This is a genomic window from Methylobacter sp. sgz302048 (assembly GCF_052162025.1).
In the GTDB taxonomy this organism is placed as follows: Bacteria; Pseudomonadota; Gammaproteobacteria; order Methylococcales; family Methylomonadaceae; genus Methylobacter.
In genome coordinates, this window is the sequence record NZ_CP197401.1 from 1,262,901 (window position 1) to 1,277,785 (window position 14,885).

The 14,885-nt window shown below is 52.8% G+C and carries 13 protein-coding genes and 1 tRNA gene; 8 read left to right on the forward strand and 6 right to left on the reverse strand.

Features of this window, described 5'->3' with window-relative positions:
• Window positions 1-40: 40 nt before the first annotated feature.
• Window positions 41-712: a 2OG-Fe dioxygenase family protein gene (locus tag ACTNE6_RS06065; RefSeq protein ID WP_442498982.1), complete on the reverse strand. Its 672-nt coding sequence runs from the start codon at window positions 710-712 to the stop codon at window positions 41-43.
• Window positions 713-1,132: 420 nt separating this feature from the next.
• Between ACTNE6_RS06065 and ACTNE6_RS06070 the strand changes: the two genes are divergently transcribed.
• Window positions 1,133-1,456, forward strand: a complete 324-nt coding sequence (locus ACTNE6_RS06070) for a DUF4359 domain-containing protein (RefSeq protein WP_442498983.1) — start codon at window positions 1,133-1,135, stop codon at window positions 1,454-1,456.
• Between the two features lie 66 nt (window positions 1,457-1,522).
• Complete coding sequence (locus ACTNE6_RS06075; RefSeq protein WP_442498984.1) at window positions 1,523-2,236, forward strand: PP2C family protein-serine/threonine phosphatase; 714 nt, start codon at window positions 1,523-1,525, stop codon at window positions 2,234-2,236.
• A 5-nt stretch (window positions 2,237-2,241) separates the two neighbouring features.
• Here the strand turns inward: ACTNE6_RS06075 and ACTNE6_RS06080 are convergent, their stop codons facing one another.
• Window positions 2,242-2,532 carry a nucleotidyltransferase family protein gene (locus tag ACTNE6_RS06080; protein ID WP_442498985.1) on the reverse strand — a complete coding sequence of 97 codons (291 nt, stop codon included), beginning with the start codon at window positions 2,530-2,532 and terminating at the stop codon, window positions 2,242-2,244.
• Window positions 2,533-3,112: 580 nt separating this feature from the next.
• A complete protein-coding gene (locus ACTNE6_RS06085; protein WP_442498986.1) occupies window positions 3,113-4,189 on the reverse strand; it encodes a hypothetical protein in 1,077 nt (358 codons plus the stop codon).
• 229 nt (window positions 4,190-4,418) lie between these two features.
• Between ACTNE6_RS06085 and ACTNE6_RS06090 the strand changes: the two genes are divergently transcribed.
• Window positions 4,419-4,784: a helix-turn-helix domain-containing protein gene (locus ACTNE6_RS06090; RefSeq protein WP_442496983.1), complete on the forward strand. Its 366-nt coding sequence runs from the start codon at window positions 4,419-4,421 to the stop codon at window positions 4,782-4,784.
• Window positions 4,723-5,367 (forward strand): IS630 family transposase, encoded by a 645-nt coding sequence (locus ACTNE6_RS06095; protein WP_442496982.1) that lies wholly within the window; start codon window positions 4,723-4,725, stop codon window positions 5,365-5,367. Before ACTNE6_RS06090 ends, ACTNE6_RS06095 begins: the two co-directional genes overlap by 62 nt.
• A gap of 169 nt (window positions 5,368-5,536) precedes the next feature.
• Here ACTNE6_RS06095 and ACTNE6_RS06100 read toward each other — a convergent pair.
• From ACTNE6_RS06100 to ACTNE6_RS06110, 3 genes are all read right to left on the reverse strand, one after another.
• Window positions 5,537-5,612: transfer RNA gene (locus ACTNE6_RS06100), tRNA-Thr, on the reverse strand.
• 27 nt (window positions 5,613-5,639) lie between these two features.
• Entirely contained in the window at window positions 5,640-7,826 is a 2,187-nt protein-coding gene (locus ACTNE6_RS06105) for a YgiQ family radical SAM protein (RefSeq protein WP_442498987.1), read from the reverse strand.
• Window positions 7,823-8,629, reverse strand: a complete 807-nt coding sequence (locus ACTNE6_RS06110; protein ID WP_442498988.1) for a spermine synthase — start codon at window positions 8,627-8,629, stop codon at window positions 7,823-7,825. Before ACTNE6_RS06110 ends, ACTNE6_RS06105 begins: the two co-directional genes overlap by 4 nt.
• 205 nt (window positions 8,630-8,834) lie before the next feature.
• Here ACTNE6_RS06110 and ACTNE6_RS06115 point away from each other — a divergent pair, with 205 nt between their 5' ends.
• From ACTNE6_RS06115 to ACTNE6_RS06130, 4 genes are all read left to right on the forward strand, one after another.
• Window positions 8,835-9,215 carry a hypothetical protein gene (locus ACTNE6_RS06115; protein ID WP_194969110.1) on the forward strand — a complete coding sequence of 127 codons (381 nt, stop codon included), beginning with the start codon at window positions 8,835-8,837 and terminating at the stop codon, window positions 9,213-9,215.
• Window positions 9,216-9,238: 23 nt separating this feature from the next.
• Window positions 9,239-9,898, forward strand: coding sequence for a DUF2760 domain-containing protein (locus ACTNE6_RS06120; RefSeq protein WP_442498989.1), 660 nt, complete (start codon window positions 9,239-9,241; stop codon window positions 9,896-9,898).
• Complete coding sequence (locus ACTNE6_RS06125) at window positions 9,895-11,988, forward strand: Hsp70 family protein (protein ID WP_442498990.1); 2,094 nt, start codon at window positions 9,895-9,897, stop codon at window positions 11,986-11,988. The genes ACTNE6_RS06120 and ACTNE6_RS06125 overlap by 4 nt, the downstream gene beginning before the upstream one ends.
• A 140-nt stretch (window positions 11,989-12,128) precedes the next feature.
• On the forward strand, window positions 12,129-14,885 hold the full coding sequence (locus tag ACTNE6_RS06130; protein ID WP_442499676.1) for an Hsp70 family protein: 2,757 nt from the start codon (window positions 12,129-12,131) through the stop codon (window positions 14,883-14,885).

The following is a 14,885-nucleotide window of genomic DNA, read 5'->3' on the forward strand; positions in this document are numbered from 1 at the left end:
TTCTCTTTGGGACGCATGTGGTGAGTTACTACTGCACTTATCAAAAATCCACTATCAAGCTTGGACTGGTCAATACGAATACGTCACGGGTGCCACTGCCTTCGCCAGCCGGATGCACTGGCGTCGTATAATGGAGGAACTTCCGATCGTTGACCAGCACCAGTTCTCCGGGATACAGCGTTTTGTTGAATACCGGTTCTTCAGTTCTACTTGTGTACAAGTGGGTTTTCGCTCCCTCGACATTGTTTCGATCGACTGAATAAATGCAGACAAAATTGGTGCCATCCCGATGTATACCTTCCGGCGCTGGATCGCCATAACTATGCGGTGAACAAGTCGTCCGTATCTGATGAACGCCTATTTCAGCGCCAGGGCGGAGCGCGCAAAAATCCCGAAACACCAGTAAAAAGGCTTTGAACATCTCTAAATTGGCAAGTTCATCGTTGAGCTCTTCAAATTCCCTTTTAATGTCGCCCACCAATGGATTATATTCCTTGCTTTGGAATAGGTAACCATGGGGAAGCTTCGTTACCCCTTCTTCGGTAACCCTGAACCGCGACAATCGTCGATAACGGTAATGCCCCTTAATATTGGGATCAACTGGAAGATCATTAAAAAACGGTTTAAATACCTCCGGATCTATGGCGTGTTCTGTTCTCATGCAAAATAGAAAACCGAATTCGAACCCGGTCGATACGAATACTTCTTGCATATTTGCGGTCTCCCTGCAGAAGATGACATCCCGCTCTCTTTGCTATAAGACACAAACTCAGCGATGAATAGGTCTTTGCCAGATTCGCTTTTGAGTCATCTTAATTTTTGGAAATAACCCTAAGGACACCGTAATGCGCTTAGTGCTAACCGTGGGTTATGCTATAAACCCTAAGATCGTTTCGGTTTGGATAAAGTTTCTTATGCCTTCGTTAGAATATGACTATTTTGACTATCAAAGGAAGTCCAAAGACTTTTAGACAATTAAGCGCTCGCTGGAGGCTGGGCGAGGCCAAATGAGAAAAATTGGTGCCATCTGACTTCATTCTATAATTAACAACGTAAAAAATGACCAAGTTCTAATAAACTTTATCCCTGATTTTTTAGCTTTTTCAGAAAAACACATAACTATCGAGGTTCCATGAAACAATTTTTGATTACCCTTGTCCTGATCGCTTTATTAGGTCTTTTGGCGTATACCAATCCAACCCTTGACAACTACGATCAATTCAACAGCCAGCGTATCACCGAAGACGCGAGAAAAGAAAAGGACCCTGTCATTGGCGCGATTAATTCTTTGTTCGGCGGTTTCGCCGCCAATCTGATGACCAAACAGACGGTGCGGAAGGATTATGTTTTTTTCAGCACTTATGACACGACTGTTGGCGATAAACATATGCGGGCGGTTGGAGTGCTGAATAATTTTTATGTCACGGAAGATATTGTATCCAAACCAAGCAATTAAAATGCTTAGTCCGGCTAAGTGATTTCGGAAAGTGGGCATCCGGGTATTGGCAGACAGGAGAATCACATGAGCAACATCGACTTCGCGCAAGGCTCGCATACCGGATTGCTGCGGAAAGTAAACGAAGACAGCTGTCTTGCATCACCAGGGCTTGGCTTATGGATAGTGGCGGATGGCATGGGCGGGCATGAAGCGGGCGAAGTGGCAAGCAGGATAGCAGTTCAGGAAATAACGCACAGTATCGAGCAGGGTCTGCCGCTGGTTGAGGCTATCGAAGCAGCCCATCGCGCGATACAAGCCGCTGCCCGGCGCGGAGAGGGCGCTGCAGGCATGGGTTCGACCGTGGTCGCTGCAAAATTGGATGGGCTGCACTATGAAATCGCCTGGGTGGGCGACAGCCGCGCGTATTGGTGGAATGGCGCATTGCACCGGCTCACTACTGACCATTCCTATGTACAGCAGCTCCTGAACGCCGGCCTGATTACCGAAAGCGAGATTCCGGATCACCCTTATCGCCATGTTATTTCCCAGGCGCTAGGCGTAGGAGGATCAGGCGCGGACAATATCAAGGTCGATCTGGTATCGGGCGAATTAGGCGAGGGTGATGCTTTGCTGCTTTGTTCCGACGGGCTGAGCGGTGAAGTTGCTGACGATGATATCGCCGCCATTCTGGCCGAAACCGCTGGCGCTCAAGCCAGAGTAGATCGTCTCATTGCAGTCGCTCTGGAAGCCGGGGGTAAGGATAACGTGACGGTGATTGTGCTTGCTCGAAAGGATTGAAGACATCAGACATATCTGGCCTCCTGTTCGATAAACGGGCGCAGTTCGGCCCGTAACGCCTTTTCGGTGACCAAATCGACCGGACAGCCCAGCAAATCCTCCAAATAAAACTGCACGCCGAAATAACGGGCGGAGGTGGCCGGGCCGTCGAAATCGACCAATACGTCGACATCGCTATCGTCTCGCGCCGCGTTCCGCACCGTGGAGCCGAAAAGCGCCAAGCGGGTAACGCCAAAGCGCTCGCTCAGCGCCGGCTTGCTTTGCGCGAGCAGCGCCAATGCCTGATCTCGATTCATAGTTCTTCTCCGAACATATCCAATGTCCTGGGTTAAGCACGTTTGGTTTTGAGGGTTCAGGCGCCGGTTCAGCCGTTGGCAGGTCTGCCACATTCATGCTGTAATCGTCGTGCCCCCACTCGCGTTACAACATTATTTGTCGCTCATAGAATGCCGCAAAGTCTTCGAGATCGACAGCATTTTGCCGATTACGAGACTGGGCAACACGATCACTAAAGTCTTCTGGCGCGCTATACAGGCAAATGAAAGTTGCCCACTTCGACAGGATGAACATCATAGTGTGCAGCGGGTTCCCGAGCAATAGCGTCAACCGTTCGCGCTCCATTTTTGATCGATAATCCTTTCACTCGGAATTTATCGAGCTTCCGATGTGCATCTCTTGGGTGCTGCTTCTGAATCGGGGGTTACCAGAGAGGTAGGCTCGATTGATTGCGGATTAATTGGGGGTAAAAAACCAATCGAATTTGCCCCCCTTTGATTGACTAGCGTTGAAAGAGCCTATTTTCGAATAATGTAAAAAAATTTATGAGTAGAAAACAACATATGCATTATCGAAAAGGATTTAGTTAAATAAGAATATTTATTTATTTTTTTGTCTGAAGAGGTTAGGAATTGTTTTTATGATGTTTCTAGTCAGCTCGGATTCGGATCGAGCTTTTTCTAACTCAACAGTTGTCTGCCCTTTTTCAAGCACGAAGTTTCTTTCTGTATGAGAAAGGGCATTGAGTGAAGATTTCAAAGATTCTTGACATCCAGTTATGTAAGAAAACTCTACAGATACTAATTTAGATTCAACATTAGTAAGCTCATTTTGAAAGTATTTAATTTCAGAAAGACCATTTTTGTAAAGGCTAAGAAAAAAGTACGCAAATACTTCAACAAATATTATTAATAGGATGCGTGGCAAAATTGGCAGTATAAGGTTTTTAAGGAACTTTCCATTTGACTCATCACCTTCTGATGCTAATTGCTTTAACAACTGCGATGCGTCGACCATTGATACTGTAGACCAGAGCAAATACAAGCCACATGCTGTAATTGTCATGCCAATTAAAAGATTAATATTCGATCTCAACCGCAAATCCGAAATTTCCCTCTGCAATCTTTCAATTATGCCTTTTGATGAAGATGAAAATCTTTCAAAACTAAGGCTTTGAGTTATTCTTTCATGAAGCTTTGAAGCTTCTTCATCGAATATAGATCTTAGCGTGGCTTCACCAGTATTAATAATTACTTCTTTTATAATTTTTTCTTTTTCGTCATTGCTTAAATTGCTATTAGAATATTCATTTTCTAGCACTTCCCTTAAGTTAGTTATCTGATTTTCAAGATTAGAAAATCTTTTATTATATTCGTAATATTTATCTTTTAATATCTTATCTAATACGTTATTAGAGCTATTAATTTTTTCTGAACCGCCAGATTGAAGATAAATAAAAGAAAATAAAATAATCGAAATAGATAAAAATAAAAATGGAGCAAAATTAACACTAAATCCAAATAGCTTATCTAAAGTGATCATAAAACTATCAGATAAAAATGATAAAACAGCAATTAATCCACTTATTGATCCCATTAATACAAATACTTTATTAGTTAAGTATTGATTAAAATTTTGGTGTTGATACAGGTTATAATTTGTTTGGGGCGATTTCATGTCTTGCTCATTTTGAAGTACTAATACGTATTTGTAATCAAATAGTTTATTATTGATTTTTCTACTAATTTTAGCGCGGTAGGATGCGGCGAGGCACGAACCGCATCATTCGAGATGAGCTTTAAATGCGTTATGTATGCTTTTGGCCGCGGGTCTAGAGCATTTATCTGTTACCTAAGATCAAGCCGTATTGCTAAAATGGGGCTTCATTGAATGAGAATGACCGAAGATGCCCAAACCTTACTCAGAAGACTTGCGCTTGCGTGTCGCGAAGGCTGTTGACAGCGGCAAAACGACACGCGAAGTCAGCGCGCACTATCAAGTCAGCCCCTCCTTTGTCTCCAGAGTGCATCAACTCTGGAAAAACACCGGCGGCGTTCAGAGCAAGCCGATCGGTGGTTACAGACGGGCCCTGTTGGAACCCTATGCAGCCGCCATCAAGGAACAGTTGGCGAACAGCCCATCGATGACCTTGAAGGAACTGCAGGATTGGCTGGAAACTGAACAAGCCCTGAGTGTATCGATTTCGGCCATTGATAAGTTTATCCGGCACAAACTGGGCTATCGCTATAAAAAAAACGGTCGTTGCCAGTGAACAGCAGCGCGAGGATGTCGCCAGGGCTCGCGAGCAATGGCAAGCCTGGCAGCAAACCTGCGATCTGTCGAAGTTGGTGTTTCTGGACGAAACAGGGCTATCTACCAACATGATCCGTCGTTATGGACGGGCCTTGGGTGGTGCTCGCTGCCGGGATGCTGCCCCAGCTGGTCACTGGCAAACGCTGACTTTTATTGCCGGCTTGCGTGCCGACAAACTCACGGCACCCTGGTGTGTGGATCAAGCCATGACGGGCGAAGCCTTCAAGGAATACCTGCGTTCGCAGCTGGCGCCAACTTTGAAACCCGGTGATATTGTTATTTGTGACAACCTGCCTGCGCATAAGGTGGCGGAAGTCCGGGATATTGTTGAAGCACACGGGGCGACGATCAAATACCTGCCGCCTTACAGCCCTGATCTGAATCCGATCGAGCAGGTTTTCGCCAAGCTGAAGGCGCTTTTGCGCAAGGCAGCGGCACGAACTTATGACAATCTCTGGCGCACTGTCGGCCAATTAATGGAGCGGTTTCATCCCGACGAATGCCTGAACTTCTTCAGGCATTCAGGCTATGTTTCTGACTAAAAAATAAATGCTCTAGGCTGTGAGGAATATTAGAACACAATGAGCTTAAAGAGAGTACAGCAAGAACTGCTCAATTTAAGCAATTTGATGACAGCTACCAAAAAAGTCGAATCTGAATCGACAGGCAATAAAAAAGGCCTTTGGTTTGCACCTAAAGGCCTTTGGAATATGGAGCTGGCGATGGGAATCGAACCCGCGACCGGCTGATTACAAATCAGCTGCTCTACCGACTGAGCTACACCAGCGAATGAGTGTCATTATACAGTGTTTTTTTATTTTGCCAAGTGTTTTTTTAACTTTTGTTTATTTCCTGTTTTATTTTTGTTGCCGGCCGGGCGGGTCCCGCTGCGTTTGTTGTCCAGACCAGTGTGTTTGGTTTTAAATGGCAGGGTCTTCTTGTCGGCAGGCTCGACGGTGCCTTTGGGCTGGAATGAAGGCACCAGATGATGCTTGCCGTTGCCGATCAGATCGCTGCGGCCCATGTCTCTCAAGGCTTCGCGCAGCAGCGGCCAGTTTTTCGGGTCGTGATAGCGCAGAAAGGCTTTGTGCAGGCGGCGCTGTTTGACGCTTTTGGGGATCGGGATGTCGGCGATCGTACGGCTGACTTTATGCAAGGTATCCTTGCCCGAGTGGTACATGGCCGTGGCGATGGACATCGGCGAGGGCAGGAAGGCCTGCACCTGATCGGCCCTGAAGCCGTTGCGCTTCAGCCATAAGGCCAGGTTCAGCATGTCCTGATCGGTCGTGCCGGGATGCGCGGCGATGAAGTAGGGGATCAGGTATTGCTCCTTGCCGGCTTCCTTGGAAAATTTGTCGAACATGGCTTTGAAGCGGTCATACGTACCCATGCCCGGTTTCATCATTTTCGACAGTGGGCCTTTTTCGGTATGTTCCGGGGCGATTTTCAGATAGCCGCCGACATGGTGTTTGACCAGTTCCCTGACGTATTCGGGCGATTCCACGGCCAGATCGTAGCGCAGGCCCGAGGCGATGAAGATTTTCTTGATGCCGGGCAGGGCGCGCGCACGCCGGTACAGCTTGATCAGCGGCGCATGGTCCGTGTTCAGATTGGGGCAGATGCCCGGATAGACACACGACGGTTTGCGGCAGGCGGCCTCGATCTTCTTATCCTTACAGGCCAGCCGGTACATATTGGCGGTTGGCCCGCCCAGATCGGAGATATGGCCGGTAAAGTTGGGCGAAATGTCGCGTATCGCTTCGATTTCGCGAATGATCGAGTCTTCCGAGCGGCTTTGAATGATGCGGCCTTCATGCTCGGTGATGGAGCAGAAGGAGCAGCCGCCGAAACAGCCGCGCATGATGTTGACCGAATGCTGGATCATCTCGAAAGCGGGCACGTTGGCATTGCCGTAGGTCTTATGTGGCAGGCGCGAATAGGGCAGGTCGAAGACACCGTCCATTTCCTTCGTGGTCAGCGGGATCGGCGGCGGATTGACCCAGAGCAGCCGCGAGCCGTGTTTCTGCACCAGCGGCCGGGCATTGCCGGGATTGGTCTCGCCATGCATGACGCGCGAGGCATGGGCATACAGGATCGGGTCGTCCTTGAGGTCTTCATAATCGGGCAGGCGGATCACGGTCTGCGCGCGCCGGCTTCTGATCAGGTGCTTGTCGAACTGGATGACTTTTTCATCGCTCGGCTCGGCCGGGTTTTTGATGTCGCAGGCAGGCTGTTCCTGGTACGGATTCTGCGGCGGCGCCACAGGGCCTGGTATGTCAAGATGCGTGGAATCCTTGACGATCCAGCCTTCGGGAATCTGTTTGACGAAATGCGCAGTGCCGCGGATGCCTTTCAGGTCGGAAATGGCTTCACCGTTCGCCAGCCGGTGCGCGATCTCGACGATTTGCCGTTCGGCGTTGCCGTACACGAGCAGGTCGGCTTTGGAATCGAGCAGGACCGATTTACGGACCTTGTCGGACCAGTAGTCATAATGCGCGATGCGCCGCAGGCTGGCCTCGATGCCGCCGATGATGATCGGGACATCCTTGTAGGCTTCGCGGCAGCGGTGTGAGTAGACGTTGACGGCGCGATCGGGGCGCTTGCCGGCAGCGCCGTCCGGCGTATAGGCGTCGTTCGAGCGGATTTTCTTGTCCGACGTGTAGCGGTTGACCATCGAGTCCATGTTGCCGCCGGTTACGCCGAAGAACAGGTTAGGGCGGCCGAGCTTCTGGAAATCGCGGGCGCTGGTCCAGTCCGGCTGCGAGATGATGCCGACCCGAAACCCCTGCGCTTCCAGCACCCGGCCGATCAGCGCCATGCCGAAGCTGGGATGGTCGATGTAGGCATCGCCGGTCACGAGGATGACATCGCACGAGTCCCAGCCCAGATCATCCATTTCTTCCCGGCTCATCGGCAACACCGGCGCGACGCCGAAGCGCTGCGCCCAGTATTTGCGGTAACTGAAAATGTTGGGTACGGAAGGCAAAGCGGAAGGCGTCATGGTTTTATCAGATTGGTAAGCGTGTGAGGATTGTGCGTGTTCAGGTCTCTCAGGAAGACTGGAAATTCGATTTGATACTGCTCTTCAAGGGCCAAAGCTCTTGCTCTTAAATCTCTCATGGAATAAAAGGCGGAATGATCATTAAAGGCGAGGGCGATAATATTGCCTTTGCAGCGTACCGGCAGAAATAAAAGTTTCCACTGGAAAATACGGCCCAGCCATTGGGAAATTTGCCTAAACTGGGAATTTTCGGTGCCCCAAAGATTAATGACCAGCATGCCGTCTTTTTTCAGCAGCCGCTTGCAGGCCTCGAAAAAAGCTTCATTACAGATGGATTCGGCCATGCCTTCATGATCGAAAGCATCGACAAAAAGCAGGCTGTAATGTTCCCGTTCGGTCTCGGTCCGCTTGCAAACGTAGCGTCCGCCGTCATCGATAATAATTTTCAGGCGCGGGTCCAGAGGCAGGCCAAAATGGCTGCGCGCGATTCTGACCACGCTTTTCCTGTATTCCACCGCTTTCAATTTGCATTCGGGAAAATAGTGCAATAAATGCTTGGTGAGTGAACCCCCGCCTAAACCGATAATCAGAGCATCGTCGGCCAACGTTTGCTTGAATAAAAGCCAGCCGGTCATGGCGCGCACGTAAGTCAATTGCAGTATGTGCGGGGCGGCCAGACGCATGCTGCTTTGTCTGGGATGGGAGCCGAAATGCAGGGATCTGATGCCGTTGAGTTCGACCACCTCTATAATGCCGTCATCGTCGTGGCTTTGGTGGATCAGTCGGCCATCATATTTGTACATAAAGATTGCTGGTGTTTAATGGTAACCGAATATTATACAGAGGAATGACGGCCGGCCGGTATTTTTGGATAAATAGCCATTCCGTCATACTATGTTATTTATCATGGACAGCATTGAAAAAATGACATCTGCCCCGATTTAGATGTTGATTACTTATTTTTTAACCAGTTCGCGTAAAATTAAACGTTTAATATTGAGGACTATCATGAAAAAGCTTTTTTTCCTGACTATCTTGCTCTCAGCAGTAACCGCTTTCGCTGACGATGCGAAAAACGAATGGCACAACACCGTACTGACTGAAGCCACAATGAAAAAAATTCAGGAAGCCAAATACGACTATAAAAAATGCGTCGTGGACGAAATGAGAAAACCGGCTTATCAACAAATGGAAAGCCGCAGGGCCACGGAAGACCTTATCAAACAGTGTGAGCCGGCTTTAGCGAAAATGCGTGAAGTATACACGGAAGAAAACGTGCCCGGCGTAATCGCCGACCGCCATCTGAAACAGATGCGCATCCAAACCACTCGTACCGTGCTTCAGGAACTGATGTTTGCCGAAGCAGCCCGTAAAGCGGGTCAACAATAATAATCGAAAGAGCTCCTAATTGAATGAATACTAACTACGCAATTGATTTGACGCTGGTGCCGACCACGTTCGACTTGTGGCATGTATACTTGGCCGGCGCCGTGGTGCTGTTGTCACTGATCCTGATCATTTTGCTGCTGGCCATGGTGATCAGTCTGGCCCGCGGCCGCAAAAAAGCGGTAGCGCCGGTTGTCGTGCCAGCCGCACCTGCACCTGCGCCTGAACCCAGAGTCATCGAGAAAATCGTCGAAGTCGAAAAAATCGTTCATGCCCCGGCGCCGGAACCGGTGATATTGAAAGAAGCAACGCCCGATGCCGCCCTGCAATTACTGGGACTGCTGCAAAAAGAGGCGCGTTTTATCGATTTCATCAAGGAAGATATTTCCGCCTATGGCGATGCCGATGTGGGCATTGCCGCGCGCGTCGTACACGAAGGCTGTAACCGGGCTATCAACGAGCACTTCAGCCTGGCGTCCGTACGCAGTGAGCAGGAAGGTTCGAAGCTGACCCTGCTGCAAGGCTTCGATGCCGCCAGTGTGCGCTTGACCGGCAATATTGTCGGTACGGCGCCGTTTACCGGCACTCTGGTCCATAAAGGCTGGAAGGTGACGGACGTTCGCCTGCCGAAACTGACTCAGGGCCATAATGCCCATATCGTTGCACCTGCGGAGGTCGAGCTATGAAAGGGCTGTTTAGTCATATAAAGCCGGATGCGTTGAAAAAAAAGGATGAGAAACCCGACACTTCTGCGCCTGCGCCAGAGCAGGAAAATGCCGCTCCTGCCGCAGCGGATTCAGCGCCTGCAGCGAGCGCAATGCCGGAACCTGAAAAGGTTGAAGCTGTAGATCAGCAGGCTAGCGATACTTCGCCAGTGGATGAGAGCCTGCAAGCAAGGGATGAGCCGCAAGAAAGTGATGAAGTTGCTGAAATGACCGCTCACGACGGGCCAAGGTTTTCCGTCGGCATCGACTTGGGCACGACGCATTGCGTCCTGTCCTATGCCGATCTCACCAGAATAGAGGATGAATTTCACCAGCAGGTCATGGCCATCCCGCAATTAACTTCGCCCGGTGAGGTTGAGGAAAAAGAGCAGTTGCCGTCGTTTCTGTATCAGGCGCACGAAGCCGAACTGGCGGAAGGTTCGACTTCGCTGCCATGGGCGCCCAAGCCGGATTACCTGGTCGGTGAAATCGCCCGTAACCTGGGCAGCAAGACTCCGATCCGCCTGGTCTCCAGCGCCAAGAGCTGGCTATGCCATGCCGGCGTCGACTGCAAATCGCCCATCCTGCCGGCCGAGGCGCCCGATGAAATCGAGCGTGTCTCGCCTTTCGAGGCCACTACGGCTTATCTGCAACACATGCGCGATGCCTGGGAAAGTCTGCATCCCCATGCGCCGCTGGATGAGCAGGATCTGGTCATTACCGTGCCTGCCTCGTTTGATCCGGCGGCGCGCGAGCTGACCGTTGAAGCGGCCCGGTCTGTGGGCCTGAATCAGGCGATTCTGCTGGAAGAGCCGCAAGCGGCTTTGTACAGCTGGATCGAGAAAAGCCACGGCGACTGGCGTAATTACGCCACTTGCGGCGATATCATCCTGGTCATCGATATCGGCGGCGGTACGACCGACTTGTCATTGATCGCTGTCACCGAACAGGACGGCAATCTGGAACTGACCCGCGTTGCGGTCGGCGACCATATCCTGCTCGGCGGCGACAACATGGACCTGGCGCTGGCTTACACGGTCAAAGCCAAGCTGGAAAAGGACGGCAAGCGCCTTGAGCCCTGGCAGATACAGGCGTTGACGCATAGTTGCCGCGATGCGAAGGAAAAAATCTTCAACAACGCCGAGATCGATACGATTCCGCTCGTCGTCGCCAGCCGCGGCTCGTCGCTGATCGGCGGCACGCTGCGCACCGAGCTGACGCGCGATGAAGTCAACCGCGTATTGGTCGAAGGCTTCATGCCCAAGGTTACAGCCAGCGACCGGCCCATTATCCGCACGCGTACCGGCTTAAGAACTGCGGGCCTGCCTTATGCGCAGGATGCGGGCATTACGCGGCATCTGGCGGCGTTTCTTGCCAAACAGCAAGGCGCGGCAGTGGATCTGAAAGACGTCAATTTGCCCGAGCATGCTTCATTCCTGCATCCGACGGCTGTGCTGTTCAATGGCGGCGTGTTGAAGGCTCAGGTGCTTGCTGACCGGTTGGTGGAAGTCCTGAATTCCTGGCTGAAGGCCGAGCAGGCGCCGGAAGCCAGACTGTTGCCGGGCGTTGATCTGGATCTGGCCGTTGCGCGCGGCGCCGCTTATTACGGTTATGTGCGCAAAGGCAAAGGCGTGCGCATCAAAGGCGGTACGGCCGCTTCTTATTATGTTGGCGTCGAAAGCGCCATGCCGGCCGTTCCGGGCATGGCGCCGGAAATCGAGGCCCTGTGCATCGCGCCGTTCGGCATGGAAGAAGGCACGCAAGAGGAACTGCCTCATGATGAATTCGGTCTTGTTATCGGTGAGCCGGTGCGTTTTCGCTTCTTCGCGTCCAATACGCGCCGCGATGATCAGGTAGGCACGCGCCTGGATTATTGGGCGCCTGACGAGCTTGAAGAGCTGGATGAAATCGAGGTTACGCTGCCGGAAGAAGGCCGCCGGCCCGGTGAAATCGTGCCGGTGCATCTGTGTGCGGCCGTGACCGAAGTCGGTACGCTGGAATTGCAGGCCGTATCGCAAAAAGACAATGGCCGCTGGAAGATCGAGTTTGATGTCAGGGCCGGGGAAGAATAGCAGGTTCCCCGGACAGCAGGGCGGCCGGTTGGCCGCCCTGATGATATCGGCCGAATCCGGCAAATATCATCCCAATGGCTCATGGAAGAGGCTAATTTAAATAGCCTGGATCAATTGGACTCTTGAAATCATATAACACCGTGCAAAATCAATCCGCCAAGTATTTAGTCGGCATCGACCTGGGCACAACGCATACCGTTGTTGCCTTTGCCAGAGCCGATAAACCCAATTTCGAAATCGAAATTTTTCAGGTCGAGCAGCTGGTCGCTCCCGGTCAGGTCGCGGCGCGGCCTTTGCTGCCGTCCGTGCGTTACCATCCGGCCGCGGGCGAGCTGTCCGAGGCCGATGTCGCTTTTTCGCCGGCCGGCGAGACCGCCGTGATCGGCGAGGCTGCGCGCCTGTTGGGCGCCAAGACCAAAGGCCGGTTCGTGACCAGCGCCAAAAGCTGGCTGTCGCATCCGTCGGTCGATCACAGCGCCGAGATTCTGCCCTGGGGCAGCAGCGACGACATTGACAAAGTGTCGCCGATCGATGCCAGCGCCAGTTATCTGGCGCACATCCGTACGGTCTGGGGTCACCGGTTTCCCGATGCGCCCCTGGATAAGCAGGACATCGTCATTACCGTGCCGGCCTCATTCGATGAGGCGGCGCGCTCGTTGACGCTGGAAGCGGCCAGAATCGCAGGCTTCCCCAATGTCCGCCTGCTCGAAGAGCCACAGGCAGTGTGCTACGACTGGCTGAGGCGCCATGCCGGTACGATCGGGCAGGCGCTGGCCGATGTCCATCTGCTGCTGGTCTGCGATGTCGGCGGCGGCACGACCGATCTGACGCTGATCAAGGTCGAACACGGCGAACAGGAGCCTAAATTGACCCGTATCGGCGTCGGCGAGCATTTGATGCTGGGCGGCGATAATATCGATCTGGCCCTGGCTCACTTGGCCGAGAGCCGGCTGGTCAGCGACGACAGGCGCCTGTCGGCGGCCGATCTGTCGCAGCTGATCGAGCAATGCCGTATCGCCAAAGAGCGGCTGCTGGCCGAGGATGCGCCGGAGCGGGTTAATGTCACCTTGCTGGGCGGCGGCTCCAAACTGATCGGCAGCTCGCGTTCCGCTTCACTGAGCCGCGATGAGGTCAGGGCCATTGCCCTGGACGGCTTCTTTCCGCTGTCGGGGCTGGATGAATTGCCGGACAGAAAGCGCAGCGGCGTGGTGGAGTTTGGCCTGCCTTATGCGGCCGAGCCGGCGGTCAGCAAGCATATCGCCGCGTTTTTGAAACTGCACCGCGAAGCCTGCCGTGAAGCGTTGAAAGGCGAGGGTGTGGTGCCCGATGCGTTGCTGCTCAACGGCGGCGTGTTCCGCAGCCGGCCGCTCACGCAGCGCACGATCGAGCTGATCAATTCATGGGCCTCCAAGCCGCCGGTGCTGCTGGAAAACAAGCACCCTGAATTGTCGGTGGCTTTGGGCGCGGTCAGTTACGCCATCGCGCGCCGCGAAAAGAAGCTGAAAATCGGCGGCGGCGCGGCGCGCAGTTATTTTCTGCTGGTCGATACCGACAAAGCCGTGCAGCAGGGCGTCTGCATCCTGCCGCGCGGCAGCGAGGAGGGCGACGAGGTGATCCTGAAAGACCGGCAATTTGCTCTGCGTCTGGGACAGCCCGTGCGTTTCCATCTGGCTTCGCTGTCCGGCGATGCGCCATTCAAGCCCGGCGATCTGACCGACATTACCGACCAGTTCCATTCGCTGCCGCCTCTGGCCGTGGCCTTCGGGGCTGACGAGGAACAGGGCAACCGCGAAGTCATCGTGCAGCTGGCAGTGACCCAGACCGAAATCGGCACGCTGAAAATTCAGTGCGTGTCCGTTGCCGACAGCATGCAACGCTGGGATGTGGAATTCCAGATCAGAAAGAAAGGCATGGTGGGTCTGCAAGCCGATAGGGCCCTGCCGGCCCAGTTTAATGCCGCAGTCGAAAAGATACAGACGGTCTTTGGTTCAAAATCCAAGCAGGTCGATCCCAAAGCAGTCAAGAATCTGCGCGCCGATCTGGAAAAGCTGCTGGGCAGCTCGCGCAATGAATGGGAAACGCCGCTGCTTCGGGCCATGTTCGCGGCGTTGCTGGATGGATTGAAGTATCGCCGTCGTTCCGATAACCATGAAAGGGTCTGGCTTAGCCTGACCGGCTTCTGTCTGCGTCCGGGATTCGGTTATCCGCTCGACGACTGGCGCGTGGAACAGCTCTGGAAAACCTATCCGCAGGGCATCCAGTTTGTCAACGAAGCCCAGAACTGGAGCGAATGGTGGACGCTGTGGCGCCGTATTGCCGGCGGCCTCGGCAGCGAGGCGCAGGAGCAGATCTTCAACGATATCGCCAAATATATCGATCCGACTGCCGCCAGGCAGCCCGCTGTCGTCAAACAGCTGAAGACGCGCAGCTATGACGACATCGTGCGTCTGGCGGCAGTGCTGGAGCGCCTGCCGGTCGATAAGAAAATACAACTGGGCGAATGGCTGCTGAAACGCTTGCAGAAAGCCGGCGAGTCCAGCCAGACCTGGTGGGCCATTGGCCGCATCGGTTCGCGCATGCCGTTTCACGGCAGCAGCCATAATGTAATCCCCGCCGATACGGTCTGTCTGTGGCTGAAGCAGATGATGTCGGAAGACTGGAAGAAAAATCCTCAGGCCGGTTTTGCCGCAACGCTGATCGCGCGCATGAGCGGCGACCGCGCGCGCGACATCGACGAGGCCGTGCGCAGGCAAATCATCGACAAATTGAGGCTGAGCAAGGCGCCTTCGTCCTGGGTAGATATGGTCGAGCAGATCCGCGAGCTCGATGAAAAAGAGGAGAAACAAATTTTTGGCGAGGCACTGCCGCCGGGGCTAAAATTAATCAATAATAATTAA